At 51.0% G+C, this 24,313-nt stretch carries 23 protein-coding genes and 1 pseudogene; 18 read left to right on the forward strand and 6 right to left on the reverse strand.

Going from position 1 to position 24,313, the window contains the following annotated elements:
• Positions 1 to 336 precede the first annotated feature (336 nt).
• Entirely contained in the window at positions 337 to 474 is a 138-nt protein-coding gene (locus DPQ22_RS08965) for a hypothetical protein (RefSeq protein ID WP_190323202.1), read from the forward strand.
• Positions 475 to 1,302: 828 nt separating this feature from the next.
• Here DPQ22_RS08965 and DPQ22_RS08330 read toward each other — a convergent pair.
• From DPQ22_RS08330 to DPQ22_RS08350, 5 genes are all read right to left on the reverse strand, one after another.
• Positions 1,303 to 1,947, reverse strand: coding sequence for a DUF6101 family protein (locus DPQ22_RS08330; RefSeq protein ID WP_150215080.1), 645 nt, complete (start codon positions 1,945 to 1,947; stop codon positions 1,303 to 1,305).
• Between the two features lie 456 nt (positions 1,948 to 2,403).
• Positions 2,404 to 2,670 carry a hypothetical protein gene (locus DPQ22_RS08335; RefSeq protein WP_150215082.1) on the reverse strand — a complete coding sequence of 89 codons (267 nt, stop codon included), beginning with the start codon at positions 2,668 to 2,670 and terminating at the stop codon, positions 2,404 to 2,406.
• A 121-nt stretch (positions 2,671 to 2,791) separates the two neighbouring features.
• The gene (gene hisS, locus DPQ22_RS08340) at positions 2,792 to 4,276 is read right to left on the reverse strand and encodes a histidine--tRNA ligase (protein ID WP_150215083.1); all 1,485 of its coding nucleotides are present in this window, start codon (positions 4,274 to 4,276) and stop codon (positions 2,792 to 2,794) included.
• 117 nt (positions 4,277 to 4,393) lie between these two features.
• Positions 4,394 to 5,581: a histidine decarboxylase gene (locus tag DPQ22_RS08345; RefSeq protein ID WP_246681553.1), complete on the reverse strand. Its 1,188-nt coding sequence runs from the start codon at positions 5,579 to 5,581 to the stop codon at positions 4,394 to 4,396.
• A 12-nt stretch (positions 5,582 to 5,593) separates the two neighbouring features.
• Positions 5,594 to 6,937 (reverse strand): amino acid permease, encoded by a 1,344-nt coding sequence (locus DPQ22_RS08350; RefSeq protein ID WP_150215085.1) that lies wholly within the window; start codon positions 6,935 to 6,937, stop codon positions 5,594 to 5,596.
• Positions 6,938 to 7,285: 348 nt separating this feature from the next.
• On the opposite strand from DPQ22_RS08350, the gene DPQ22_RS08355 reads away from it, so the two are divergent.
• The 12 genes and pseudogenes from DPQ22_RS08355 (at position 7,286) to DPQ22_RS08405 (ending at position 18,054) form a co-directional block, all read left to right on the forward strand.
• On the forward strand, positions 7,286 to 8,869 hold the full coding sequence (locus tag DPQ22_RS08355; RefSeq protein ID WP_150215122.1) for an ABC transporter substrate-binding protein: 1,584 nt from the start codon (positions 7,286 to 7,288) through the stop codon (positions 8,867 to 8,869).
• A gap of 87 nt (positions 8,870 to 8,956) precedes the next feature.
• Positions 8,957 to 10,606, forward strand: a complete 1,650-nt coding sequence (locus DPQ22_RS08360; protein WP_150215087.1) for an ABC transporter substrate-binding protein — start codon at positions 8,957 to 8,959, stop codon at positions 10,604 to 10,606.
• Between the two features lie 239 nt (positions 10,607 to 10,845).
• A complete protein-coding gene (locus DPQ22_RS08365) occupies positions 10,846 to 11,850 on the forward strand; it encodes an ABC transporter permease subunit (protein ID WP_150215089.1) in 1,005 nt (334 codons plus the stop codon).
• Positions 11,851 to 11,870: 20 nt separating this feature from the next.
• Positions 11,871 to 12,779, forward strand: a complete 909-nt coding sequence (locus DPQ22_RS08370) for an ABC transporter permease subunit (RefSeq protein WP_150215091.1) — start codon at positions 11,871 to 11,873, stop codon at positions 12,777 to 12,779.
• Positions 12,780 to 12,791: 12 nt separating this feature from the next.
• A complete protein-coding gene (locus DPQ22_RS08375; protein ID WP_150215093.1) occupies positions 12,792 to 13,679 on the forward strand; it encodes an ABC transporter ATP-binding protein in 888 nt (295 codons plus the stop codon).
• Between the two features lie 40 nt (positions 13,680 to 13,719).
• Entirely contained in the window at positions 13,720 to 14,616 is an 897-nt protein-coding gene (locus DPQ22_RS08380) for an ATP-binding cassette domain-containing protein (RefSeq protein ID WP_150215124.1), read from the forward strand.
• Between the two features lie 149 nt (positions 14,617 to 14,765).
• The gene (locus tag DPQ22_RS08385) at positions 14,766 to 15,164 is read left to right on the forward strand and encodes a hypothetical protein (RefSeq protein ID WP_150215096.1); all 399 of its coding nucleotides are present in this window, start codon (positions 14,766 to 14,768) and stop codon (positions 15,162 to 15,164) included.
• A gap of 63 nt (positions 15,165 to 15,227) precedes the next feature.
• Positions 15,228 to 15,812 carry a hypothetical protein gene (locus DPQ22_RS08390; protein WP_150215098.1) on the forward strand — a complete coding sequence of 195 codons (585 nt, stop codon included), beginning with the start codon at positions 15,228 to 15,230 and terminating at the stop codon, positions 15,810 to 15,812.
• Between the two features lie 850 nt (positions 15,813 to 16,662).
• On the forward strand, positions 16,663 to 16,872 hold the full coding sequence (locus DPQ22_RS08395) for a helix-turn-helix domain-containing protein (RefSeq protein WP_256371590.1): 210 nt from the start codon (positions 16,663 to 16,665) through the stop codon (positions 16,870 to 16,872).
• A gap of 236 nt (positions 16,873 to 17,108) precedes the next feature.
• Positions 17,109 to 17,273: a hypothetical protein gene (locus tag DPQ22_RS08970; protein WP_190323203.1), complete on the forward strand. Its 165-nt coding sequence runs from the start codon at positions 17,109 to 17,111 to the stop codon at positions 17,271 to 17,273.
• Between the two features lie 146 nt (positions 17,274 to 17,419).
• Positions 17,420 to 17,686: pseudogene (locus DPQ22_RS08400) on the forward strand (type II toxin-antitoxin system RelE/ParE family toxin); the annotation flags it as partial.
• 35 nt (positions 17,687 to 17,721) lie between these two features.
• Complete coding sequence (locus DPQ22_RS08405) at positions 17,722 to 18,054, forward strand: addiction module antidote protein (RefSeq protein ID WP_150215101.1); 333 nt, start codon at positions 17,722 to 17,724, stop codon at positions 18,052 to 18,054.
• On the opposite strand, the gene DPQ22_RS08410 is transcribed toward DPQ22_RS08405, so the two are convergent.
• On the reverse strand, positions 18,051 to 18,857 hold the full coding sequence (locus tag DPQ22_RS08410) for a lytic murein transglycosylase (protein ID WP_246681555.1): 807 nt from the start codon (positions 18,855 to 18,857) through the stop codon (positions 18,051 to 18,053). The two genes, DPQ22_RS08405 and DPQ22_RS08410, sit on opposite strands and share 4 nt — an antisense overlap.
• Before the next feature lie 36 nt (positions 18,858 to 18,893).
• On the opposite strand from DPQ22_RS08410, the gene DPQ22_RS08975 reads away from it, so the two are divergent.
• The 5 genes from DPQ22_RS08975 to rpsP all read left to right on the forward strand — a co-directional run bounded on the left by DPQ22_RS08975 (position 18,894) and on the right by rpsP (position 22,697).
• The gene (locus DPQ22_RS08975) at positions 18,894 to 19,031 is read left to right on the forward strand and encodes a hypothetical protein (RefSeq protein WP_190323205.1); all 138 of its coding nucleotides are present in this window, start codon (positions 18,894 to 18,896) and stop codon (positions 19,029 to 19,031) included.
• Positions 19,032 to 19,078: 47 nt separating this feature from the next.
• Complete coding sequence (locus DPQ22_RS08415; protein ID WP_150215103.1) at positions 19,079 to 19,561, forward strand: hypothetical protein; 483 nt, start codon at positions 19,079 to 19,081, stop codon at positions 19,559 to 19,561.
• A gap of 353 nt (positions 19,562 to 19,914) precedes the next feature.
• Positions 19,915 to 21,483 carry a signal recognition particle protein gene (gene ffh / locus DPQ22_RS08420; RefSeq protein ID WP_150215105.1) on the forward strand — a complete coding sequence of 523 codons (1,569 nt, stop codon included), beginning with the start codon at positions 19,915 to 19,917 and terminating at the stop codon, positions 21,481 to 21,483.
• Between the two features lie 25 nt (positions 21,484 to 21,508).
• Positions 21,509 to 22,111, forward strand: coding sequence for a DUF898 domain-containing protein (locus DPQ22_RS08425; RefSeq protein ID WP_150215107.1), 603 nt, complete (start codon positions 21,509 to 21,511; stop codon positions 22,109 to 22,111).
• Between the two features lie 169 nt (positions 22,112 to 22,280).
• Positions 22,281 to 22,697, forward strand: coding sequence for a 30S ribosomal protein S16 (gene rpsP, locus DPQ22_RS08430; protein ID WP_150215109.1), 417 nt, complete (start codon positions 22,281 to 22,283; stop codon positions 22,695 to 22,697).
• Positions 22,698 to 24,313 lie beyond the last annotated feature (1,616 nt).

Raw genomic sequence — 24,313 nt, forward strand, 5'->3', positions numbered from 1 at the left:
AAGAGGCGAGGAGGGGCGCAGCCCCGACAGGGACAGAGGATCAAGAGGCGAGGAGGGGCGCAGCCCCGACAGGGACAAGGGATCAAGAGGCGAGGAGGGGCGCGGCCCCGACAGGGACAGAGGATCAAGAGGCGAGGAGGGGCGCAGCCCCGACAGGGACAGAGGATCAAGAGGCGAGGAGGGGCGCGGCCCCGACAGGGACAAGAGATCAAGAGGCGAGGAGGGGCGCGGCCCCGACAGGGACAGAGGATCAAGAGGCGAGGAGAGGCGCGGCCCCGACAGGGACAGAGGATCAAGAGGCGAGGAGGGGCGCAGCCCTGACAGGGACAGAAAATAATGCGGCGAGGAGTGTTAAGGGCAGAAGAGCCGCAAGGTTTGCTCACTGGTTTTGGCGTAGCCACACAACGGCTTACGCCTTATTCCGGTCAGTCCAAACCTATTGATCAGGCCTGGCGGGATTTGGCAGAGGCATAGGTAAGCGCCTGTTTCGCGCCGGCCCTTATAGGGGCAATAAGCCGGACGCGCCGTCAGAGGATTATGGCCGCCGCGCTGTCTCTATGGCTGAATTGGCCGCTCATATAAATGCACAAATACGCGGATAATCAAAGAGATGGATTATTTCACCCCTTTCAAAATACCTTTGAAAACTCTTTCTTATATTTTAACAGCTCGATTCTGGCGGGGGTAAAGATTCCAAAAGCTTTTGGCCGGTTGCAGACATAGTGGCGGAGAATGCTGCGGGCACGGCAACATAAGGAAGGGGGGAGCAGCTCGACAGGGCAGCGAAAAATATCACGGCAAGAGCGCAAACCCTCACGAAAGAGCAAAAAAGCAATGAGAGGAAAATCCAATGCCGCGCTAGAGAATTATCCTTACCCCGAAATTACAGGTTTTCCGGTTAAGGCAACAAAACTGTTAAAACTCCGACAGGGAAAACAAGAGAGACGCTGAGGGTTTTGGTCTGCCGTTCGTGCCATTGAGCGCGAACGGCCGGCGCGCAAATTGCGTGAAACGAAAGCGTATTGGGGGGAGCTTGAAACTTCAGGCTTCTCCCAATAGAGATAAAGCCGGCGACTGATTGCGCCGGCTTGAGTCTCTGCCGCCATGACGGAAGAATAAATAAAACACTCTTCCGCTTTTTTGTTAAGATGCTTTAAAATGGTTTATTTGTGATTTTGCTTGTATCTTTCGCAACCCTGTTTGTTATGCCTGAGCTGATTGACAGGAAATATGTCCAGGAATTGGCAAATATGTCTGACAGAAAGAAATAGAGCGGGGTGATGGAAAGTAAAAAGAACAAATTTACCCAAGCATAACCTGATTGGCGAGCACAAGGCGCAGATTGAGCGAAAGACCGCGGCAGCGCAAGGAGAAATCGGGGCGCGTTGTGCGTATTTTATGGTCATTGATAAATAATTTCAGGGTTGCCTTGCCGCCAAGCGGGCGGAAACTGCGTCCTTCTTCTATAATCAGCATGGGCAGATTATAGCTGTCTGCCCATAAGCGCCAATCCAGCACCACATCATCTTTATGCGCAGAAATGAGCAAAGGCACGGAATAATCGGCCTGCTCATGCAGCAAGAGCAGGCAAAAGGCTTTATGCGCATTGCTTTGCCCATGATTAAGGGTAATTTTGCAGGCGGCAATGCCGTGAAAGCGGCGGGGAGAAAATATTTTCGGTTCATAGCCGGCTGTTTTATCGGCAAATTGCGGTTTCGGGGTATAAAACGCGGGCACCGGCAGCCCTTGACTAGTCTGTGTATGGGGCTGTGCTCTATCCTGTTGCTGGATAAAAATGCTGTTTTCGGTTAAAAAGGCGGTAAAATATTTGCCGCTTTGCCGGCTTTTATAGCAAATAGTTTGAGGGAGATGACAAGGGTCAAGCCGCAATAATTTTCGCTCTGCCGCTCGTGTGGTGACATGATAACCTGCCCGATAATTTGCCATAAACGAAACCCTGTTAACGCCTGCTGTCCGCAATACGGACAGCTTTACTCGTATCCAAATTGCGATAATCGGCCTGTCGCCTGTCGCCTGTCGCCTGCGCCGAAAAATCTGCCAAAACCGCCGTCTGGCCAAAGGCAAAGGCGCAATAGCCGCAGCAATAGCCAAAATAGAAGAGAGCTTTATCTGTTTGCTTAAAAAGCAAGGTTAATAAATATTTATATTGAGATGTGGTTAGCAGTTTCTTGCTATGAGCACTGGCAGGTGCTTACAATGGCTAAAAAGGGCCGGGAAGAAAGGGCCGCATTTGTAACGCGCTGAAATTTTTGTCAAAAAAATAGACGAGTTTTGGCAAAAGCGCGCCAAGCGCCAAATTCCCACACTACTAGATATAGTAGGCTGGGTGTCAGACGAAATCAGTATACACACCCTTTCTGACGCCGCTTACCCCATTACCGTTTATCCGCGCACCAGCCAATTTAATTTGGTCGCACGAAGCAGTTTATAGAGAATTATTCCCAGTCCAAAGGCGGCAATGATTGCACCGGCATCAAGCACGATGGGCGACACTATATGCTTATCTTTGAGCCAAACAGCGCAATGGATAATGATTAGATGCCAAAGATCAATGGAATAAGCCGCAGCAGAAAGGACATCTGCTATAGCATACAGCATTCTGCCCGGAACATTATAAATTACGGCAAAAAGATAAAATTGCCTGCCCATGCACAAACCGGCAGAGAATTTCTCCGCCGGTTTGTTTAATTGCGCAGCCTGCCAATGAGCAGTAATCGCGGCGACAGGCAGAGAACTGCCGGCCAGCCGGTCAAATAAAGGCGGCAAGTCGCTATTGGCGGGAATGCCGGGCAAGGATTTTTTGCACAGCGGCAACAATATCCGGCCGGGCGACAGCGCTTTGAGCCGGATTTTCCTGCCGCCATTTTTCATTATCTGCTATTTGCCCGGCCAGCCGCGCGCCTTCAATCAAATCCTTGATCTCTACCGTGCCGGCGGCGCGTTCCTGACTGCCTTGAATGAGAACGCAGGGCGCCTTGCGCTTATCGGCATATTTCATTTGCGCTTTCATGCCGGCCTCACCGAGATAAAGCTCTGATTTTATCCCTGCCTGGCGCAATTCACTGACCATTTTCTGGTAAAGCGCCAGAGAAACGCCATCTCTATCCATAGCCAGCACCAGCACCGGGCCTTGCTCTTCCCCCGCGCCAAGCTTGCCTGAATGTTTCAGCCCGGCCATCAGCCGCGACAGGCCGATAGAAAAGCCGGTTGCCGGCACCGGATTATCGGAAAAACGGGAGACCAGGCCGTCATAACGGCCGCCGCCGCCAATAGAGCCGATTGTCGTTTTAACGCCGTCTTTATTGACAAGGGCAAAGCCAAGCTCCGCTTCAAAAACCGGGCCGGTATAATATTCCAACCCGCGGACAATGGAAGGGTCAATTTTAATGCGATCCCGGCCATAGCCGGCAGCGTCAAACAAAGCCTGCATTTGCCGCAGTTCCGCTACACCTTCCTGCCCTTGTATCGATGTGCCGGCAAGTGCCTGCAAATTATCCAGAGTCTCTGTTGCGCTTTTTCCGTTGGCCTGCAAAAAGCGCAGCACAATATCCCGCGCTGCGGCCGGCAGCTCTGCGCCTTTGGTGAAATCACCGCTTTCGTCAAGCCGGCCTTTACCCAGCAAATCACCCACGCCGTTGAGGCCGATTTTATCCAGCTTGTCCATAGCGCGCATGACTGTCAGCTTTCTGGCAGTGTCATTGCTGCCAAGGCCGATATTTTCCAGAATGCCGTCCATAATTTTGCGATTATTGACGCGAATAGCAAAATCACCGCGCTGCAGCCCCAAATATTCCAGCGTATCTGCCCCCATCATACATAATTCGGCATCAGCAGCGGGGGAAGAAGTGCCGACCGTATCGGCATCAAATTGCAAAAACTGGCGGAAGCGACCCGGTTTTGCCTTTTCATTGCGAAAAACCCAGCCATGGCGGAAAGAGCGGAAGGGACGCGGCAGATCGGCCATATTTTCGGCATAAAAGCGTGCCAGCGGCGCGGTTAAATCATAACGCAGCGACAGCCATTGCTCATCATCGTCCTGAAAGGAGAAAACACCCTCATTGGGGCGTTCTTTATCGGGCAGGAATTTACCCAGCGTTTCGGTAAATTCAATAAACGGCGTTTCCATCGGTTCAAAGCCGTAAAGCCGGTAAACTGTGCCGATTTTTTCTGCCAGCCGGCCGGCATAAAGCAGCTCATCGGCGCGGCGATCGGCAAAGCCGTGCGGCTTGCGCGCTTTGATTTTTGCCTCTTCCATTATCTCCTCCTGCTCCGCCCCCCGGCCAGTCTATAGCCGAATGTGTTTTATGGCAATAGAGTGCGCCGAAATAATACCGCACCGGGGCGGCCTGCCTGCCGGCGGGATAAAAGCCGGTTAAAAGCGGATATGGCGCCGCTTGAAATCGGCAACAACATCGGCAATCATGGCATCGGCCATATCTGTATTGCGCTGATGACAGGTGGCGACAAAATGGGTAACGCCGCCGGCTGTGGCCATATTATGCTTTTGCCACACTTCTTCTGACGGCTTGGGGAAGACAACGGTTACCGAATTTTTTTGTGTCCAGGCGGGGATACCCGCCTGCCGGAATTTGTCAACCGTGTATTTTACCAATGCCAGTTGATTGGCCACGCGGGCGCGCAAATAATCGGGCCGGTGTTTTTTGATAAATTCCCAAATATAAAGGACAGTGTGGCCATTGCGGCTGCCGGACATGGTTTTATCGGAACAGGCAATATAATCAATTTCCACTTTTATAGAATCGACATTTTCCTTTTTGGCCAGGGCAATGCCGCAGGGCATGGGTGCGCCGATATTTTTGTGTCCCGAAACGGAGAGAGAATCGGCGCCATCGGCAAATGTGTGCGGCTGCGGATCATCAACAAAAGGCAAAACCATGCCGGAAAGGGCTTCATCACAATGAATATAATAATCCTGCCGGTTAAAGCCGGCCTCTGTCATTTTTTGCTGGATAGTGGCAATATTGTCGATTGCGCCTTTAACAGTAGTGCCGATATTGGCCAGAATAATCGGGTGCTTGACACGGCTGTTTTTAATCTGTTTGATAAGGTCGCTATAAACCATTTCCCCCTTTTCATCAGCGAGAACGGCATGAGCGGGCAGGCGCAGAATTTTGGCGATTTTAGCGACAGAATAATGCGATTCGCGGCTGTAAAATAATGTCCCTTCAGGGAATTTTTCCCGCCCAATATAAATCCCCCACATATTGCCCTCCGTGCCGCCATTGGTCACATAGCCCCAGCATTTATTGAAGGGGATTTTGAACAGCCCGGCAAAATATTCAATAACCTCTTTTTCAAAAGGGAAAGACTGCAACTGATAATTGCAAAATTCGTCCCAGGCGCCGCAATTATTCAAGTGAAAATCGAGAAAGCGTTTCTGGTCGGAATAATCAAAATCATAAGATTCCGGATAACCAATATTAAAATAGCGGTGTTTCATGCAATGCTCATAAAAAGCATCTAGTTTTGCCGTATCTTCCGGGCTTAATCTATGCGGATCAAGATAAAAATCATTTTGCAGCATGGGCAGATCGGCCATGATAATCTCCGTTTATTTTATTTCGGTGTTTGGGAGCTGTTCGGCCTGTTGCCGCCTTTTGTTCCACGCCGCATAGCAATAAGGCGGCACGGTAATAATCATCAATATTGTGCCGTAAGTTATGGTATTGGCGCCGCTGCCCAAAATGGCAAACAGGCTGTAGCAAAAAGCCATGACTGTCATAATAAGGTAGAAAATATAGTCTCTGCCGCGATTGAGTTTTTCGCTTATCATAATAATAGGGAGAGCAATAACCGCATAAATATAGGGCATAAGCGTGCCGAAAGCCGACATTAAAATCACAATGCGGAACTGCTCAGCCAGATTTGGCGAAGTGGTGAGCAAAATGCACAGACTCATAAGAATCCCGGTGAAAATGAGCGATTTCATCGGCACATTATTTTTATTGGTAGCGGCAAAAAACCGGGGCAGCAGGCCCTCTTGCGCCGCATATTTCGGCGTTTCCGACTGTGCAATAAGCCAGCCGAAAATTGAGCCGAAACAGGCAAAAACAGATAAAACAGCGGCAATAATGCCCGCTGTTTCTCCCATCATAATACGCACGGCATCGGCAAAAGGCGCAGTAGAATGCACCAGTTTTTCATGCGGCATGAGCCCCATAATCACACTGGACGAACTGACATAGCAAATACTGGCAATAAGCAGACCGATAATCGTAGCGCGCGGCACAGTATAAATCGGATTTTCCACCTGGTCAGAGGCGATAACCGCGCCTTCAACTCCCAAAAAGCCCCATAGCGCCAGCGAGGCGGCAATGAGAATAGCGGGAAAAGTGCTGCGCCCGGTGCTGTTGTAGACTTCAAAAAAATATTCCGGCCTGAACCAGAACCAGCCGCCAAAACCGACACCGAGAACAACAATGAGCATGCCGATAGTAGTGACGGATTGCACTTTGCCGGCAGTGCGGGCGCCAAGGCTGGAAATAAACAGCGAAATCCATAAAATGACAATAGCTGTCAGCGAAGCAGCCATTGGGTTTTGCAGCACCGGGAAAAAATAAGCGAGATAACCGACCCCGGCCACCAGCAGCGCAACATTGCCTATCCAGGCGGCAAACCAATAGCAGATAGAGGTTTGAAAGCCGATAAATTCGCCAAAAGCCTCACCGGCATAAGCGACAATGCCGCCGGTCTTGCGGCGGGCAATCATTGAGGTTTTGGCAAAGACCAGCGCCAGCGCCATAACACCGATAATCGTGAACAGCCAGCCGAAAACCGAGATCCAGCCGACTGTGCCCAAAGTGGTGGGCAGCATAAAAACGCCGGAACCCATCATATTGGAAGCGGTCATTAAAGTCAGGGCAATCAACCCCATTTTTACCTGTTTTTTGACCATAAATATTATGCGCCTGTCTGCTGCGGCAATGGTGCCGGATTCTGTTTCAGCTCCGATAATCCTAACAAGATTTCAGAATTTACAGATAGGGCATTTTGCCGCGAGAGCAAACAGGCGCCGGCAGGGCACAAAAAATTTCACGGCAGCGCATTTTACCCTTGCACCCCGCCGGCGCAATGATTAGAGGTGACAGGGGGCGGGATATTTATGCCAAAATCGGCTTGAACAGAGGCAGTTTCATGCGCGCCGGCGCTGCCGGCGGGAGGATTTCCGAAGGGATATAGAATGTCGGCTTGCCTGAATTCTGTCTATATTGCTGCGGCAAAATTTTGCCGGCAGCGCGTTTTTATGGTATGCGGCGCTGTTTTTGCTATGTCGGGCGCAGCTTTGCCGCCGGCGCCGGCTCTGGCTAAAACGCTGATTTATTGCGCTGAAGCCAGCCCTGGCGGCTTTGATCCCGGTCTTTATACAGATGGGGCAACTTATGCCGCTTCTTCGCAGACAGTTTATTCGCGCCTGGTGGAATTTGCTCACGGTTCTTCCGCTATTGTGCCGGCTTTGGCGGAAAGCTGGGATATTTCACCAGACGGCAAAATATATATTTTCCATTTGCGCCGCGGGGTGAAATTTCACCGGACACCCTATTTCAAGCCGCAGCGTGATTTTAATGCCGATGATGTCGTGTTCAGTTTTGATCGTCAGGTCAATAAGGCCAATCCGTGGCATAATTATCTGGAAGGGCAATCCTACCAATATTATGAAAGCATGGATATGCCGAATATTATTAAATCGGTAGAGAAGCTTGACGATTATACGGTGCGCTTTGAGCTTAATCAGGCTGAGGCGCCGTTTCTGGCCGATATGGCCATGGATTTCGCCTCGATTGTTTCCAAAGAATATGCCGATAGACTGGCGGCAGCCGGCAAAATGCGGGAGTTCAATTCCAAACCGGTGGGCACGGGGCCTTTTATACTGGTCGCTTATCAAAAAGATGCCGTGGTGCGTTTCCGCGCCAATCCGGAATTCTGGCGCAGCAGGCAGGCTTTGGATAAGCTGATTTTCGCCATTACCACCGATAATGCCGTGCGGGCGCAGAAAATGCGCGCCGGCGAATGCCAGCTTATGGCTTATCCGGCGCCGACCGATATACCAATGCTGGAAGCGGATAAAAATATTACCCTGATGCGCGGGGTGGATATGAATGTCAGCTATCTTGCCTATAATACGCAATTACCGCCTTTTGATAAAGTAGAAGTGCGGCGCGCCTTGAATATGGCGGTTAATAAAAAAGCGCTGGTGGATATTGTTTTCGGCGGCTTCGGCACTGTGGCGGTAAACCCGATGCCGCCCAGCCTGTGGGGCTATAATAAAGCGATTGCGCCGGATATTTATGACCCCGCTAAAGCCCGGCAAATGCTGGCACAGGCAGGGGTGAAGAATTTGCGCCTGCAATTATGGGCGCTGCCGGTAAGCCGCCCTTATCTGCCCAATGGCCGGCGCGCGGCGGAGCTTATCCAGAGCGATTGGAAAGCTGTCGGCGTAGAGACTGATATTGTCACTATGGAATGGGGCGAATATCTGAAATCTGCCACAGATAAAAGCCGCAATAGTGTGGTGATGATGGGCTGGATCGGCGATAATGGCGACCCGGATAATTTTCTGGCGACATTAAATAGTTGCGCCGCAATCGGCACGGCCAATTATGCCATGTGGTGCAATAAAGCCTATGATGCCTTGATTGATCAAGCCAAAAGGATTACCGATCAACATGAGCGCGCCCGGCTTTATGAACAGGCGCAGGTGATTTTTAAGGAGCAGGCGCCGTGGCTGACGCTGGCCTATGGCACGGCCTTAATGCCGGTGGCCAAACGAGTGAAAAATTTCCATGTTGATATTCACGCTATCCGTTTTGACGATGTGGATATTGACTAAATTGGCGGTGCCGGCGGGCGCAGCGGCGGATTTGGATAATCCACAGCTTCGGCGTATGATTGGGGTGGTGACGAAAGGAGCAGGGGCATGAACAAGGCTTTCAGGCTGAGAGCGGGTACCGGCGGCAAAGGCAAAGGCCACAGGCGGACGGCATTATTGGCGGCACTGGTCTGTGTTTTTTCTGTTGGGGAGGGGGTGAATACGGCTCAGGCGGCGCCGAAATCGCTTATTTATTGCACTTCCACCGCGCCGGCGGGGTTTGATGTTGCTCTTTACAGCGATCTTTATACTTCAGAAGCTTCCGGGCAGATGATTTATCAGCGTCTGGTGGCTTTTGCCCCCGGCGGCACAAAAATTGTGCCGTCTCTGGCGGAAAGCTGGGATATTTCACCGGATGGCAGGCTTTATACTTTTCATTTGCGCCGGGGCGTGGCTTTTCAAACTACGCCTTATTTCAAGCCGAGCCGGGCGATGAATGCCGATGATGTCGTGTTTAGCCTGACGCGGCAAATGGATAAAACCGGCCCGTGGTATATTTATGAGCCGGGACAATCTTACCAGTATTTTGACAGTATGAATATGCCGAATATTATCAAAGCGGTAACAAAGCTTGATGATTATACGGTGCAAATTGAGCTTAACCGGCCGGAAGCGCCGTTCCTTGCTGATATGGCGATGGATTTCGCTTCCATTTTGTCGAAAGAATATGCCGATAAGCTGGCAGCAAGCGGTAAAAAGGGTGATTTGAATATGAAGCCGGTGGGCACCGGCGCTTTTATCCTGACGACCAATCAGAAAAGCGTGGCGGTGCGTTATCGCGCCAATCCCGATTATTGGGGGAACAAGCCAAAGCTTGATAATATTGTTTTCGCCATTATTGATGACGGTTCAGTGCGGGTGCAAAAATTAAAAGCCGGGGAATGTGATCTGGTGCGCTCGCCGCCGCTAAATGAAATGGGCGCCTTGCGCGCGGCAGGCACTATTAAAGTGCTGGAGCAGCCGGGGCTGAATTTAAGCTTTTTCGCCTGGAATATGACCAGGCCGCCTTTTGATAAAGTGGAAGTGCGGCGCGCGCTGAATATGGCGGTGGATCGCAAGGCGATTGCCGCTATTATTTTTTACGGCGAGGCCGAAATGGCCAAAAACCCGCTGCCTCCGGTGGGCTGGGGCTATAATAATGCTGTTCCCGCACCGGAATATAACCCGGAAAAAGCTCGGAAAATGCTGGAACAGGCGGGGGTGAAAAATCTGCAGTTTGATATTAGCATTACGCCGAGCGGCTCGCTTATTGCTAATCCGAAAAGGCTGGCAGAAATGCTGCAAAGTGATTTTGCCAAAATCGGCGTTAAAGCCAATGTCAATATGGTGGAATGGACGGAATTATTGCGCCTTTCGCGTGATAAAGCGCGCAATGGTCTGGCCATGATGGGCTGGGCCGGCGATAATGGCGACCCGGATAATTTTCTCGGCATGTTATTTAGCTGTGGCGCCATGGATACGGTCAATAATGCTTTTTTCTGCAATGCCGATTATGACAAACTGATTATGGCCGCCCGGCAGAATGCCGATATAGAAGCCCGCACGCAGCTTTATTATCAGGCGCAGGAAATCCTCTATCGCGAGCAGCCGGTTCTGCTCATGGCCTATTCTCCCAACACAGCGGCTTTGCGGCGCAATATTCGCGGCTATCACCTTGATCCTGTTGGCCTTGATTTCAGCACGGTCGATAAAGATTAGGCCGTAGCCTGCCGGCGGTGTTTGTGCGGGACTTGCCGTAAAAGGCGGAATTGGCCTCATATTTGCCGGCGCGAGTGAGAAAGTAAAAAGGCGGCCTATGGTCGCCTTTAATCCTGATAAAATAGCTTAAGAGCGGTTTTCACGCCGCCGGGCTGCATTTTTTTCTTGCATTTTAGCGGCAAAAAGATTTTGGTGTAGCTTTAAATAGGGTAAAATTCGGCAAAGGGAAGGGCATATATTTGCGCTTTATCGTCCAGAAAATTTTATATCTTGTTCCAACCCTGATAGGCATTACCCTTGTTGCCTTTGCCTTTATTCACGCTATTCCGGGCGATCCGGTGCTGATTATGGCGGGTGAGCGCGGCATTTCTCCCGCTCGCCATGCTGAATTGATGGCTCAATTAGGCCTGGACAAGCCGCTATGGCAGCAATATATCAGCTATATCTGGCAGATTCTGCATGGTGATTTCGGCATTTCCTATGTCAGCAAAGAACCGGTTTTGAGCGAATTTATGCAGCTTTTCCCGGCAACTCTGGAGCTGGCCTGTTGTGCTATTGTGCTGGCTGTATTTATCGGCGTGCCGGCCGGCATGCTGGCGGCGGTCAAACGCGGCTCAATTTTCGACCAATCGGCCATGGGCCTGTCTCTGCTCGGCTATTCCATGCCGATTTTCTGGTGGGGCATGCTGCTGGTTATGCTGTTTAGCGGCTATCTTGGCTGGACTCCTGTCTCCGGCCGCATCGATTTATCCTATTATTTTGAGCCGGTCACCGGTTTTATGTTGATTGACAGCCTATTATCGGGCGAAGAAGGCGCTTTTTCCTCGGTTGCCCGGCATTTGATTTTACCCTCTATTGTGCTGGCCACCATACCTTTGGCGGTGATTGCCCGGCAGACCCGCTCCGCCATGCTGGAAGTGCTGGGGGAAGATTATATGCGCACGGCACGGGCCAAGGGGCTTTCTTCTTTCCGCATTTATGCCGTTCATGCGGCGCGCAATGCCATGATACCGGTGATAACCACGATCGGCCTGCAGGTCAGCGCCCTGATTGCCGGGGCAATTTTGACCGAAACCATATTTTCCTGGCCGGGTATCGGCAAATGGCTGGTGGAAGCCATATTCAAGCGTGATTATATGACCGTGCAGGGCGGTATTCTGATTATTGCCATTCTGGTTATGGCGGTTAATCTGCTGGTGGATATTCTTTACGGTATTATCAATCCGCGCATCAGCAAAGCGTAATTTAGCCAAGGCCCGCAATTATGACCGATATTTCTCAGCAGCATATTTCTTCCGCCGGTTTGCGCGCTCAAGCCCTGCGTGAATTCTGGTATGGCTTTAGCCGTTCCAACGGGGCGGTTATCGGCCTCATTATTTTTCTGTTTTTTGTTGCTGTGGCGGTATTGGCGCCGCTATTGGCGCCTTATGCCTATGATGTGCGTTTTGACAATGCCGTCTTGCAGCCGCCTGTGTGGCAGAGCGGCGGCTCCTGGGCTTTTCCGCTGGGGACTGATGCTATTGGCCGCGATATGCTCTCCCGCCTGATTTTCGGGGCGCAATATTCTCTCTTTATCGGCGTGGTGGTAGCCGGGCTGGTATTTGTTTTCGGCGTGGCTATTGGCGTGGTTTCCGGTTTTTTTGGCGGCAAGACTGATATGGCGATTATGCGGCTGATGGATATATTGCTGGCTTTCCCCGCTTTGCTTTTGGCTTTGCTGCTGGTCAATATTGTCGGCCGCGGTCTCTCTGGCGCCATTATGGCGACAATTATCGCTTTTCTGCCTTATTTTGTCCGCTTGTCGCGCGCGGCGGTGCAGGCGGAAAAAAGCAAGGATTATGTAACCGCGGCGCGGCTTGCCGGTGCCGGGCGCTTCCGGCTGATGTTCAAAACCATTTTGCCTAATTGCATGGCCTCATTGATTGTGCAGGCCACGCTGGCTTTTTCTGACGCTATATTGAGTGTTTCTGCTCTTGGTTTTCTCGGCATGGGGGCAACGGCGCCAACACCGGAATGGGGCACTATGCTGGCTGATGCGCGTGATTTTGTAACCACTGATAAATGGTGGATTGTGACTCTGCCCGGCCTGGCCATTCTTTTATTGGTTCTGGCGGTGAATCTGGCGGGTGACGGCTTGCGCGATGCTTTTGATCCGAAACTGAAAAGAAGCTGAGGAGGTAGTGTTATGGTGTTTTCCCCTGGTGCTTCCGGCCGGAATTCTTTGCTGGAAATTCGCAATCTTGTTGTTTCCTTTGAAACGGCTAATGGTTTGTTTAAAGCGGTAGACGGTATTGATTTAAATGTGGAAAGCGGCGAAGTTCTGGCTATTGTCGGGGAATCCGGCTCCGGCAAATCGGTCTCCATGCTGGCGGTAATGGGGCTGTTACCCGATAATGCCCATATTAGCGCCGATATTTTGCGCTTTAACGGCCGCGATATGCTGACGATGAAAGCGAGAGAAAAACGCGCCCTTATCGGCCGTGACATTTCGATGATATTTCAGGAGCCGATAACCAGCCTTAATCCGTGTTTTACTGTCGGCTATCAGGTGGCGGAAGTCTTGCAGGTGCATTTGGGGCTAAAGGGCGCGGGCTTGCGCCGGCGGGTGATTGAGCTGTTTGAGGCGGTGGGTATTGCCAATAGTGAGGCGCGGCTTAATGCTTATCCGCACCAAATGTCGGGCGGGCAGTGCCAGCGTATTATGATTGCCCAGGCCATTGCCTGTAATCCGAAACTGCTGATTGCCGATGAGCCGACTACGGCGCTGGACGTAACTATTCAAAAGCAAATTCTGGATTTGCTGAAAGATTTGCAATATCGCTCCAATATGGGCCTGATTATGATTACCCATGATATGGGGGTGGTGGCGGAAACGGCAGATCGGGTGATTGTCCAATATATGGGGCGCAAAATGGAAGAGGCGGATATTGTGTCACTATTTGAAAAGCCGCAAAATGCCTATACTAAAGCTTTGCTGGCCGCCTTGCCGGAAAATGTCAAGGGTAAGCGTTTGCCGACAATTAGCGATTATTTTCAGGAAACCGCCGGTGCCGCTGCCGGATTGACAGAATGAGCCTGAGGCAGGCAGATAGAATAATATGATGGATAAAGAAATGCAGCAGGCAGGAAATTTGGCAGCAAGGCCGGTCGCAGCCGGGGCGGCGAGTGATTTACTGACGGTGCAGGATATTAAGCGTGAATATCGGGTAAAGGGCGGTTTGTTCCGGCAGGATAAAATTACGCATGCCTTGAAAGGGGTCTCTTTTGCTGTCAAACGCGGCAAGACTTTGGCTATAGTGGGGGAATCCGGCTGCGGCAAATCAACGCTCGCGCGGATTTTGACCCTGATTGATGCACAAACTGCCGGCGAATTGCAGATAGAGGGTGAAATTATCAATATTGCCGCGCAGCCTGTTGCGCCCGCTTTGCGGCGCAAGGTGCAAATGGTATTTCAAAATCCTTATGCCTCGCTTAATCCGCGGCAGAAGATTGGCTCTATCCTAGCGGAACCGCTCTTGCTGAACACAAATATGAGCGCGGCAGCGCGGCAAAAATCAGTGGCCGAAATGTTGAAAAAGGTCGGTCTGCCGGTAGAGGCGCACAATCGTTATCCGCATATGTTTTCCGGCGGGCAGCGACAGCGTATTGCTATTGCCCGCGCTTTAATGTTGCAGCCGAAACTGCTGGTGCTGGACGAGCCGGTTTCAGCGCTGGATTTATCGGTGCAGGCGCAGGTATTGAATTTGCTGGCCGATTTGCAGGACGAATTTCATCTGACTTATGTGTTTATCAGCCATGATTTGTCGGTTGTGCGTTATATTGCCGATGATATTCTGGTTATGTGTTTTGGCGAAGTGGCGGAGTATGGCTCCTGTGAGGAAGTTTTCTGCAATCCGCGCCATAATTATACCAAAAAATTGTTTGAAGCCCAGCCGCATGCGGATATTGCCTCGATTCAAAGACGTATTGAGGCCCGGCAGAAAGCGGTGGAACAGCAGACGGGTGCCTGATTAAAGGCTCTTATTTTTGCTATGTGAAAGAGGGTTATGAAAAAATTCTTGCGGTTTTTGCTGTAATATCAGTGTTGATAATGGGAGCAGCGCAGGCGTAGGGTTTTAATGAATGGGTTGCCGTGGGCGATGAAGGTGAAGATCCTTTCGTGGAATCGAGGGAAATACAATTTGCCAATATTAAAGTTTCGTATTTTTCCGGGTTGTTTTTATCATGCCGTGAGGGGAAAAGCATATTGCTGGTAAAGGCAATATCTCCTTTCAATTTTGCCGATATGCCGAAATCTTACCCTTATAAAATGAGCTTTGCCGTTGATGGTGACATTCTGTTTAAAGACAGGGAGGCGCTTTTATCTTCTAATCCTTACGGAAAGGTTGCAAGCTATACTATTCTTGATGGAGATGTGGCGCAAAATGTGGCGCAGAAATTCAGTGAAGCGCGGAAATCTGTTGCTGTTCGTGACGGCATTGGCGCGGGAACAGAAATCCATTCTGCCCGCGGCGCATCGAGCGCCGGCAGAAAGCTGTTGAAATGCCTGCTTAAATAGTTTTTAATACGCATATAATCATATAAGATTTATGACAATCAGGCATAAAGGGGAGTTAAGGGCATGCTTAAATTTATCGGCATTTTTTTAACGGCAATGCTGGTTGCGGCCGGCGCGGCGCAGGCAATAGAGTATAATCAATGGCAGCTCATGCCGCAGAAAAAGAGCGCCGGCGCAAAACAGGCCGGCGCGCCGCAGGCGGACAAGCCGGATAGCGAGAAAGCGGGTGCCTCAACCGGGCAAAGACCCAAAAAACAGGCAGAGCGGGTGCGGCTGGTCAATGTTAAAGACAAAAATCATAAATTTGCCCTTGCCTGCCGTGCCCATAGCGGCCGGTTGCAAATGCTGGTTTTATTCAGCGGCGGGGCGGATAAAATGCTCGAGCAAACCGGCAAAACTACGCTTAGCCTGATGATAGACGGTAAATCTGTATTGAAAAATAATGACAGCCGCTATCGCCGCGTTGCGCGGGGCAATATGGCGGTGCGCACAGTTTTGCAGGGTGATGCCGTGACGCATTTCCTCAGCCAGTTTTTGGCCGCCAAAAAGGTAATCACTGTCTCTTACGGCAAGGAAGCAGCGGAATCTTACACGGTTACAAAGGCAGGCTCAAACGGTTTGGCTTTGCAAAGCTGCCTGTTGAAGTGAGCGCGCTTTTGGCTTAAGGCAAAGCTCCCGTCATTGCTGTCATTATCCGGTTAGTTGCGCTGCCGGGCGCTTTTAGGGCAATGCGCGGATTTAAGCGATTGCCGAGGGCCGCCTGTGATGAGCTGTTGCGCTAAAGGCAAAGGGTGATATGGCTTAGGCGCTGCTGCTTGCCTTTTGCCCTTTTATACCTGCTCTGGCCTGTGAGCGGCTTATCTACCTGTTCTGATAATGTCTGTCTTTTGCATTTGTGCGCCACCGCGCCGCAAGGTGGTGTTTACTTGTTCCTCGGCTCAGAGCTGGGGCCGTGACCGCGTGTGATAATAAAGATTGAGCCTATTGCGGTGCAGGGGGCGCACCGTTTATGTGGCAATGCGGGCTATGCGGCGGCCGTGCACGCAATGTTGCTGAATGATGCTGCTCTGCAATCAATAGCACAGTGCCATGACAGGGGATATTGTTTACGGCCGGGCCGGGTGGAAAGCGGGAATCTGTGCTGTTGTTTTTGAGATAGAACGCCGGGCCGAAGAGGAGGAAGGAGGCTCGCCTTCCTTCATGGCCGTAGTTTGGAAGTCTCACAGCCATGAATAGCAGATTAGAGCAAAATTCCTGCCGGAAGCGAAAATTTCTGCCGAAATATTATAGGGAATATCAGGCCTTTCAAGAAGCCCGATATTCCCCCATATGCGGCACTCTATTACCGACAAAGCCGCATATGATATGGCAATAGCGCAAGCGGTGATGGGATAGGTATATATCACTACTTTGATATTGCCAAGTATCGGTATTAGGCTATATCCAAGTGTATGTCAAACCTCATTACGATAAATTTAGGCATGGAGTTTTTGAACTTATGCCTTTCCGCAGCAATCTCGGCAAAATAATGACGGCAAAAAATATGACCTATGAGGAGCTACAGTTTATTGCTAAAATTGCACCGGATACGATTGCACGGGCGCGGGACGAACGCATTGCCAGTTGCACGCTGGCGACCTTAGAGAAAATAGCCAAAGCCCTGGGCGTTGATGTTCATAGCCTGTTTGATTATAAAGCAGAAAAATAGGCGGAAAACTGTTTTTTCATGCGGCGGAGGCACCCGCAAAACAGCAATATTATCCTTTAAAATCAAAGAAATAGATAAAGGGTGACCATATTGCTGACGTCGGCAATATGGTCACCTGTTTTTTATGTAATTTTTATCAAAAAATCCTGAAAAATTTTATTGCTTTTTGCTAAAACAGGCTAATCTCGCCGCGTTACAGGGGGAGCTGTAGAGAGTCATGAGGGAGGGAAATATTTATGCCGAAAGATAATCATTATACCAAATCGGCCAATATGGCTTTTGGTGCCGCCGATCGCAAAACCGGCAAAAAGAACCCGGTTGAAAAATTATTGATGCAGATGGAAGAAGCGGCGCAGGCCGATGATGAAGGCAATGAATATTGGTTTGCCGGCGATTGGTAGAAATATATGTAAATGGTAGTTAACACTTTATTGCCGCCTGTTATATAATGGGGTGCGAAGAATATTTTAATTTTAACTCAATAATTAGGAAAAAATGCAATGATTAAGGTATCGCAATGTTTAAAGTGTAAAAGACAAAGCTTTTTGAAAAATTTATAACTGGTTTAAAAGATAATAAAGCAAAAATGAATATTTTAACAAGAATAGAGAGAGTGTCTCTGGGCAATTTCGGTGATTGTAAATTTCTCCGTGATTCCGTTTATGAGTTACGTATAGATAAAGGTAAGGGGTATCGCGTATATTTTGCACGAAAGGGTGAAAAAGTAATATTCTTGCTCTGCGGCGGTGACAAAAAGAGCCAGAACGCGGATATTCAGAGGGCTGTAAAAATGGCACCGGCCGTGGCCGGGTGAATTTTAATGGTGATATAAAATACGGTATTAAAACTATGAATAGAGAATGCGCTGTTACCCCCTGTGATTCGGCTGATTATTTAACTTCAGCCGAAGATATAGAATTATATGTGCAGGCTATACAGCAGCAGATAGATGCGTGCCCTGAGCAGGGCGCAGATCTTATCCTTTTAGCTTTAGGGGTGGTCGCGCGGGCCAAAAACAAGGTAAAACTGAGCAAAAAGGCCGGTTTGAGCCGTCAGGGGCTTTATAAAGTGCTGGCGCCAGACGCAAAGCCCAGCCTGGCAACGGTTTTTAAGCTTGTTCATGCGCTGGATTTAAAAATTCAGATCGTGGCAAACCCGGCCGGCAAGCATAAAGCCGCTTAAGGCGCATCTATCTGCTGCCCAATATAGGCAATAGCGCGCTGATAAATTTTGGCTTTGTTCCAGCCCTCAATAGCGGTAAAATTCGGCTCGCCGGGCTGGTAATCCTGGCCACGCTGCCAGCCATGGGCCTGTAGAAAGCGCGCCGTGGAAGCCAGAGCATCGGCAGGCGAATGAATGAGATCAATCACGCCATCGCCATCTTCATCGACCCCATAGTGCAGGACATTGAGCGGCAGAAATTGTGTCTGGCCGATTTCGCCGTGCATAGCGCCGGTTGCTTGTGCTCTCAGACTGCCTTTGTCAATGAGCTGCAAAGCGGCATAAAGCTGCCCGGTGAAAAATTGTGAGCGGCGGCAGTCATAAGCCAGAGTGGCCGCGGCGGATAAAATATTTTGCTTGCCCATTTGGCTGCCGAAAGCACTTTCCATGCCCCAAATTGCCAGCAACGGCCCGGCGGGCATGCCATATTGTTTTTCAATACGGGCAAAAAGCGCGGCATTTTGCCGCTTGAGCACCCGGCCGCGCCGGATAATGGCGGCAGCGCCGCGTTTGTGCAAAAATTGCTCAAAGGAAAGTTTAAAGCTGCGCTGATTACGGTCGGCAGCAATAGTGCCATAGGCATAGCGGACATGTTCCAGCGCCTCAAGCCCGGCCCGGCCAATGCCGGCGCCGGCGGCCTGCTGTTTGAAAGCCTGCACAAAGGCGGGAAAGCCTGCCGCCTTTGTGCCGCAAGGCAAGGTTCCGGTTTGTCCCCAGGCCTGAAAAGTGACAAAATCAAGGCTAAAAACTGTGCCGGCCAGCAATAGCCTAAGGCTGGGCAAAAGCTGATTTTTGCAAAATTGGCTAAATATAATCAAGATGTTGTGCTGTTTGTCCCTATGATTTTACCGATTTTCGCCAATAATGGCAGTGAGCCGCATATTTTTCTTTATTTTTCTATGTTTATCGCTATAAAAGGGCATTGTCTTGGCATTTAAAGTGCTTTAAAGTTAATAATCATTTAATGATCCAAAAGGAAAGCGTAATGAAAAAGAGTTTAGTGATGTGGGCTCTTGCCTGCGGTGTAACTTTAGGCGCCTCGGCTTCGGCTCAGGCGGCTGTTCATAATCTGGATTGCACAATCAATGATGAGCTGCGCCAGACGACAGATTATAAAAAGAAGGTGCGGCCCTACAAGGTCAATTATACCATTACCACGCGCGGCTGGGCAACGCCGCCGATTGTTGGCTGGTATAATCGCGGTATCTTTATTCAGAGATATGATTCCATCACCGGCACAACTGTGACCTACAGTATCCCGAATAATTCCAGCCATTTTATCAAAAGCGGCAAGAGCTTTGCCTGGTCGAAAGACTATAAGCGCGGCTATGTTGTCGAAAACGGCGATCGTCAGTTTACCTTTACCTATTCTGCCAATGGCATTGAGGTGAGTGATGCCGATGCGCTGCTGAAAAAGACTTTTATCGGCACTTGCGTTAAAGTGCCCGCCAATGGGCAGGCGCAATAAGGTTTGGCCGGCAGCGTGAAAACGCCGCCATAACCGGCACAAAAAGCAGGCATTCCCCGCGCGGGGGTGCCTGCTTTTATTTTCCGGCTCATTAGCCTGCTGCTGCTTTTTGAAAAAAGAGTTGCGCGCCGGCCTGTTTTCGGCTATTAAAGGGGCAGATTTCTGCAAAATTTGTAATGCAGGCGCCGACCGGGTTCGGCCAAAATAGCCGCCCGGAGGTTACCATCTGACAGCGTGAGACGCCCTCAGATGTTTTTGTGCTGTGATTTTTCGGCTTATCAGGCCGGTGCCGGGCTGGCGGGCAGGCGGCATGCCCGGCAAAGCGGAATAGAGGGAAATTAAAGGGATAAAACATGTTTGAATCTTTGCAGGAGAGGCTTGGCGCTGTTTTTGGGCGGCTGACGGGCCGCGGCGCTTTGTCGGAGCAAGATGTGACAGAAGCGCTGCGGGAAGTGCGGCGCGCTCTGATTGAGGCTGATGTTTCCCTTGATATTGTTCGCTCTTTTATTGATAAAATACGCGCCAAAGCTGTTGGCGCCGCCGTGTTGAGATCGATCAAACCCGGGCAAATGGTTGTCAAAATCGTCCATGACGAATTGGTGGCCATGCTGGGCGGGGAAGAAGCGGGGATTGATTTGCAGGCGCCGGCGCCTGTCGGCATTATGATGGTGGGGCTGCAAGGCTCGGGTAAAACCACCACCACGGCCAAGCTGGCCAAAAGGCTGCATGAGCGGCAGAATAAAAAAGTGCTGATGGCCTCGCTCGATACCAGACGGCCGGCAGCGCAGGAACAGTTGCGCCAGCTCGGTCAGCAGGCGGGGATTGACACTCTGCCGATTATTGCCGGGCAATCGCCGGTGGATATTGCCGCGCGGGCGGTGCAGGCGGCGCGCCTTGGCGGCTATGATGTCCTTTTGCTGGATACAGCCGGGCGCACCCATATTGATGCGCCGTTAATGGCGGAAATGGCTGAAATCAAGGCGCAGGCGCAGCCGCATGAAATTGTGCTGGTGGCCGATAGTCTGACCGGGCAGGACGCTGTTAATCTTGCCCGTTCCTTTGATGAGCGGGTGGGGATAACCGGCATTATCCTGACCCGTATGGACGGTGACGGCCGCGGCGGGGCGGCGCTTTCCATGCGGGCGGCAACCGGCAAGCCAATCAAGGCCGTAGCTACCGGTGAAAAGCTGGAAGCATTGGAAGAATTTTATCCTCGCCGTATTGCCGACCGCATTCTCGGCATGGGCGATATTGTCTCGCTGGTGGAAAAAGCGGGGGAAGCCATTGATGCTTCAAACGCCGCGGCGCTGGCGCAGAAAATGCAGGCCGGCAAGTTTGATCTGGACGATTTGGCAGCGCAATTACGGCAGATGAAAAAGCTCGGCGGCATGGGCGGCATTATGTCTATGCTGCCCGGTATCGGCAAAATGAAAGGGCAACTGGCGCAAGCCGGGTTGAATGACAGTATTTTTGACCGACAGTTGGCGATTATCGGCTCAATGACCAAAAAAGAGCGCGCGGCGCCGGAAATTTTGAAACATAGCCGCAAACAGCGTATTGCCAAAGGTTCCGGCACCAATGCGGCCGAGATTAACAAATTGCTGAAAATGCACCGCCAAATGGCCGATATGGTAAAAGCTATGGGTGGCGGCAAAGGCGGCGGTGTGATGAAAAAAATGATGGGCGGGCTTGGCGGCAAGCTTGGCCTTGGCGGCGGTTTAGGCGGAGCCGGCGGTGCTTTGCCGGATTTGTCGGCGCTGGATAAAGGGCAGTTAGAGGCTCTGCAAAAACAGGCGGGGCAGGCAATGCCGGGGCAAAATCTGCCGGGCTTCGGTTCGGGGGGTATAGGCGGCCTGCCCGGCCTGCCCAGGGGGCTGGGCAGCGGTTTGCCCGGTTTGCCCGGCCTGCCGAAAAAGAAATAACAGCTTAAAAATGTGAAAAACGATTATGAAACATACAAGGCAGCAGAACCGGACAGAGCAGCCGGGAAACAGGCAAGAGCCGGGTCGTCGGGGCGCTGTGCAGCCTTTTGGCCGCATGCTGTTCTCAATAGCGCCGAACGGTATGATCGGCTGTCTGGAGTTTTTGCTTTTAAGTGTGGTGAGCTGGCTGGTTTTCACTATAGCTCTGGTTATTCTGGGCGTGGCATGGGGCGGGGGCCTGCTGGCAGCGGCGCTGCCGTTTACCGCCAGCGCTTACGGCGCAGGCGGCTTCGGCTTTGTTGCGGTTATGTTCAGCTTTGGGGCGCTAGTGTGCTTGCTGGCCGGTTTGGTGCTTTCTGTGTTGTTTGGCGCGCGGCTTTTGCAGTTGCGGCTAATTGATATTGGCCTTGGTAAAAATCTGTCTGTTCCGGGAGTGTGCGCTCGCTTCTGGGTGTGCTTGCTGGCTTCTATTGCCTGCTGGCTTTTCACCCCGCTGGCGCTGGTATTGCTTGTTTTCTGCTGTGTTTGTCAGGGCAAAACCTATGCCGATAATCGCGATGTGTTCAAGCCTGTGCCGCTTGTCCCGCCTCTTGATGAATTGGAGGTGCAAATGCACAGGCGCAAATAAATACTGCGCTCAGGGCAGGCTAGCCTGCCTGGCCGGCAGCGGGCGCAAATAAATGGAGTTTTATGGCGCAAATGCCATGGTTGACAGCCCGCAAGATCTTGCGGGCAGAGAATTCGTAAAATTATTGCACGAAATACTGTGTAAGGAATGTGTAACAGGAGAGTAAATTATGGCATTGAAAATTCGTCTCGCCCGCGCCGGTTCTAAAAAGCGCCCTTATTACCATATTGTCGTGGCCGATGTGCGCAGCCCGCGTGACGGCCGCTTTATTGAAAAGCTTGGCGCCTGGAACCCAATGCTGCCGAAAGACGGTGAACGGGTGAAACTGGTGGAAGAGCGTATTAAACATTGGCTGGCCAATGGTGCCCAGCCGACTGACCGTGTTTTGCGTTTTCTCGACGCTGCCGGCTTGAGTAAGCGTCCGGCGCGCCATAACCCGGCCAAGGCTGAGCCGGGCAAAAAGGCGCAGGAGCGCCTGGCCGCTGCCAAACAGGCAGAAGAAGAAGCCAAGGCCAAAGCGGCAGAAGCCGCTGAGGCGGCCAAAGCTGCGGCAGAAGTGCCGGCTGAGGGTGGTGCCGAGGCATAATTTGCCGCTTTGCCCGATTATTGCCCGGTATTGAAACCTGCAATTACAATATTGAAGCCGTTCTCTGCTTTTGCGAGGGCGGCTTTTGTCTGGCCGAGATAAAGCATAGCCTGCCGGCAGAGAGCCTTGCGACCGGCAGGCATATAAGCAAAATCCGGCTAAAACGCCGCCGGCTCTCCGGCAAGGCGACATGGCAGCCGGTGATGATTATAAGCAGGGCAATAGCCGTCCGCGCAAAAGTTTTGCTTGAAATCCGGTGCGACAGCCTATGTAAGGCCTTGCCCAAAGTTGCAGGCGCCTGTGGGTTTCGGCCGAGTCTCGAAATAATGAGATAAGGGGCATCTTGACAAAGTGAGGATTCATTTTCTTGCCGCCAATAAAAATTTAAAATGAAAAACTTTAATAAAAAATGTCTATAGTCTTTCGCGTGGTTCAAGCACTAAAGGAAATATGGGAGTCTTTCTATTCCTGTTATAAAGATTGTGAAGACATAGGGCAAACCTGTTAGACTGCTGACCTGTTAAAATCATAGACAAGGTTTTTCGCGCCTCAGGCGACTGAAGCGCGTTTTTTATGCGCGCGCGGCGGTGATAGCCATAATCTCAGCCGTTTCTGCCGTTTATTTTAAGCTTTTCCGAAAAGCGCTCTGTTGTGGGCGCGAGCCGGCTCAGTCTTTTCTGCGGCAGGGCATGATTTTGTTGCCTGGCATGAGCACCTGAAATTATAATATTGAAGCCGTTCTCTGCTTTTGCGAGGGCGGCTTTTTTATCAGGGCAGCAGATTGTGGCGGCGTAAATAGTGATGAGGTAAAAAAGCCGCTTGCCGGCGCTCCGCGTTTTGACTGTCGGTTATTGCAGCGATTGTGCTGCCGGGAAGGCACAGATAATGGGGAAAATTTCAGACAAAATTATAGGGATTCTGTCCGGGATAGTAGCCGTCAGAATTTCTGCCGGAGTTTTGATCTTGCTGTCGCGATAGCCGGCAGAACGAGAATCGCGGCCGGGCACGGTAGATTATTGGCGGTTTTGCGGCTGTCAGATGACTCGGCAAAATCATTATCGCCGGCGAAAAACCGCTATTGATGAAGCCAAAATAACCGGCAGCAGATCTCTATAAGAGATATTTATATATAAGCGGGGAATAACAGGTTTTGGTGGACAAAGGCGGGTAGACAGGGTTTGAGAAAAATTGCTGCCGGTAAGGAATTTTTACTTGAAAACGCGGCGGTAACAGTATATATAAACTTCGCCCAAAGTCGCACGTGCCTGTGGGTGTCCGCCGAGTCTCGAAATGGTGAGATAAACGGTAAGGTACCCGGAACTAACCGCTCCGGTCGCTTTTTCAGCCAACTGAAAAAGGGAGGACATCTTGAAGCAACGACGGTGCGGGCCTTTCAGATGTTATTCGGCTGTCCGGGCTTGATTTTGAGCTTTGTTCTGTCGGTATGCTTAGAGGCACCCCCTCCTTGCCTTCAGTGCGGAAAAGGTTCTCCAATTCCAATCGTAAAAGGCAGCAAAATAGAGCAACGCGTTTGGCGCGCTGTTCGGTTTCGTCATCGCCGTTTGGGATAGCCAGGCTTTGCCCGGCTCCTTGGCGGTTGTTTTGCAACGGCCTGC

The organism is Candidatus Tokpelaia sp. (genome assembly GCF_008636115.1).
Classification (GTDB): Bacteria; Pseudomonadota; Alphaproteobacteria; order Rhizobiales; family Rhizobiaceae; genus QLZD01.

Bases quoted from the DNA above. Each gene is read 5' to 3' on its own strand.
- DPQ22_RS08395 (WP_256371590.1), top strand. From the start codon at position 16,663: ATGCCTTTCCGCAGCAATCTCGGCAAAATAATGACGGCAAAAAATATG.
- hisS (WP_150215083.1), bottom strand. From the start codon at position 4,276: ATGGAAGAGGCAAAAATCAAAGCGCGCAAGCCGCACGGCTTTGCCGAT.
- DPQ22_RS08360 (WP_150215087.1), top strand. From the start codon at position 8,957: ATGAACAAGGCTTTCAGGCTGAGAGCGGGTACCGGCGGCAAAGGCAAA.
- DPQ22_RS08965 (WP_190323202.1), top strand. From the start codon at position 337: ATGCGGCGAGGAGTGTTAAGGGCAGAAGAGCCGCAAGGTTTGCTCACT.
- DPQ22_RS08335 (WP_150215082.1), bottom strand. From the start codon at position 2,670: ATGGGCAGGCAATTTTATCTTTTTGCCGTAATTTATAATGTTCCGGGC.
- DPQ22_RS08355 (WP_150215122.1), top strand. From the start codon at position 7,286: ATGGTATGCGGCGCTGTTTTTGCTATGTCGGGCGCAGCTTTGCCGCCG.
- DPQ22_RS08405 (WP_150215101.1), top strand. From the start codon at position 17,722: ATGAATAGAGAATGCGCTGTTACCCCCTGTGATTCGGCTGATTATTTA.
- rpsP (WP_150215109.1), top strand. From the start codon at position 22,281: ATGGCATTGAAAATTCGTCTCGCCCGCGCCGGTTCTAAAAAGCGCCCT.
- ffh (WP_150215105.1), top strand. From the start codon at position 19,915: ATGTTTGAATCTTTGCAGGAGAGGCTTGGCGCTGTTTTTGGGCGGCTG.
- DPQ22_RS08390 (WP_150215098.1), top strand. From the start codon at position 15,228: ATGCTTAAATTTATCGGCATTTTTTTAACGGCAATGCTGGTTGCGGCC.
- DPQ22_RS08970 (WP_190323203.1), top strand. From the start codon at position 17,109: ATGCCGAAAGATAATCATTATACCAAATCGGCCAATATGGCTTTTGGT.
- DPQ22_RS08425 (WP_150215107.1), top strand. From the start codon at position 21,509: ATGAAACATACAAGGCAGCAGAACCGGACAGAGCAGCCGGGAAACAGG.
- DPQ22_RS08350 (WP_150215085.1), bottom strand. From the start codon at position 6,937: ATGGTCAAAAAACAGGTAAAAATGGGGTTGATTGCCCTGACTTTAATG.
- DPQ22_RS08370 (WP_150215091.1), top strand. From the start codon at position 11,871: ATGACCGATATTTCTCAGCAGCATATTTCTTCCGCCGGTTTGCGCGCT.
- DPQ22_RS08375 (WP_150215093.1), top strand. From the start codon at position 12,792: ATGGTGTTTTCCCCTGGTGCTTCCGGCCGGAATTCTTTGCTGGAAATT.
- DPQ22_RS08415 (WP_150215103.1), top strand. From the start codon at position 19,079: ATGAAAAAGAGTTTAGTGATGTGGGCTCTTGCCTGCGGTGTAACTTTA.
- DPQ22_RS08345 (WP_246681553.1), bottom strand. From the start codon at position 5,581: ATGGCCGATCTGCCCATGCTGCAAAATGATTTTTATCTTGATCCGCAT.
- DPQ22_RS08380 (WP_150215124.1), top strand. From the start codon at position 13,720: ATGCAGCAGGCAGGAAATTTGGCAGCAAGGCCGGTCGCAGCCGGGGCG.
- DPQ22_RS08330 (WP_150215080.1), bottom strand. From the start codon at position 1,947: ATGGCAAATTATCGGGCAGGTTATCATGTCACCACACGAGCGGCAGAG.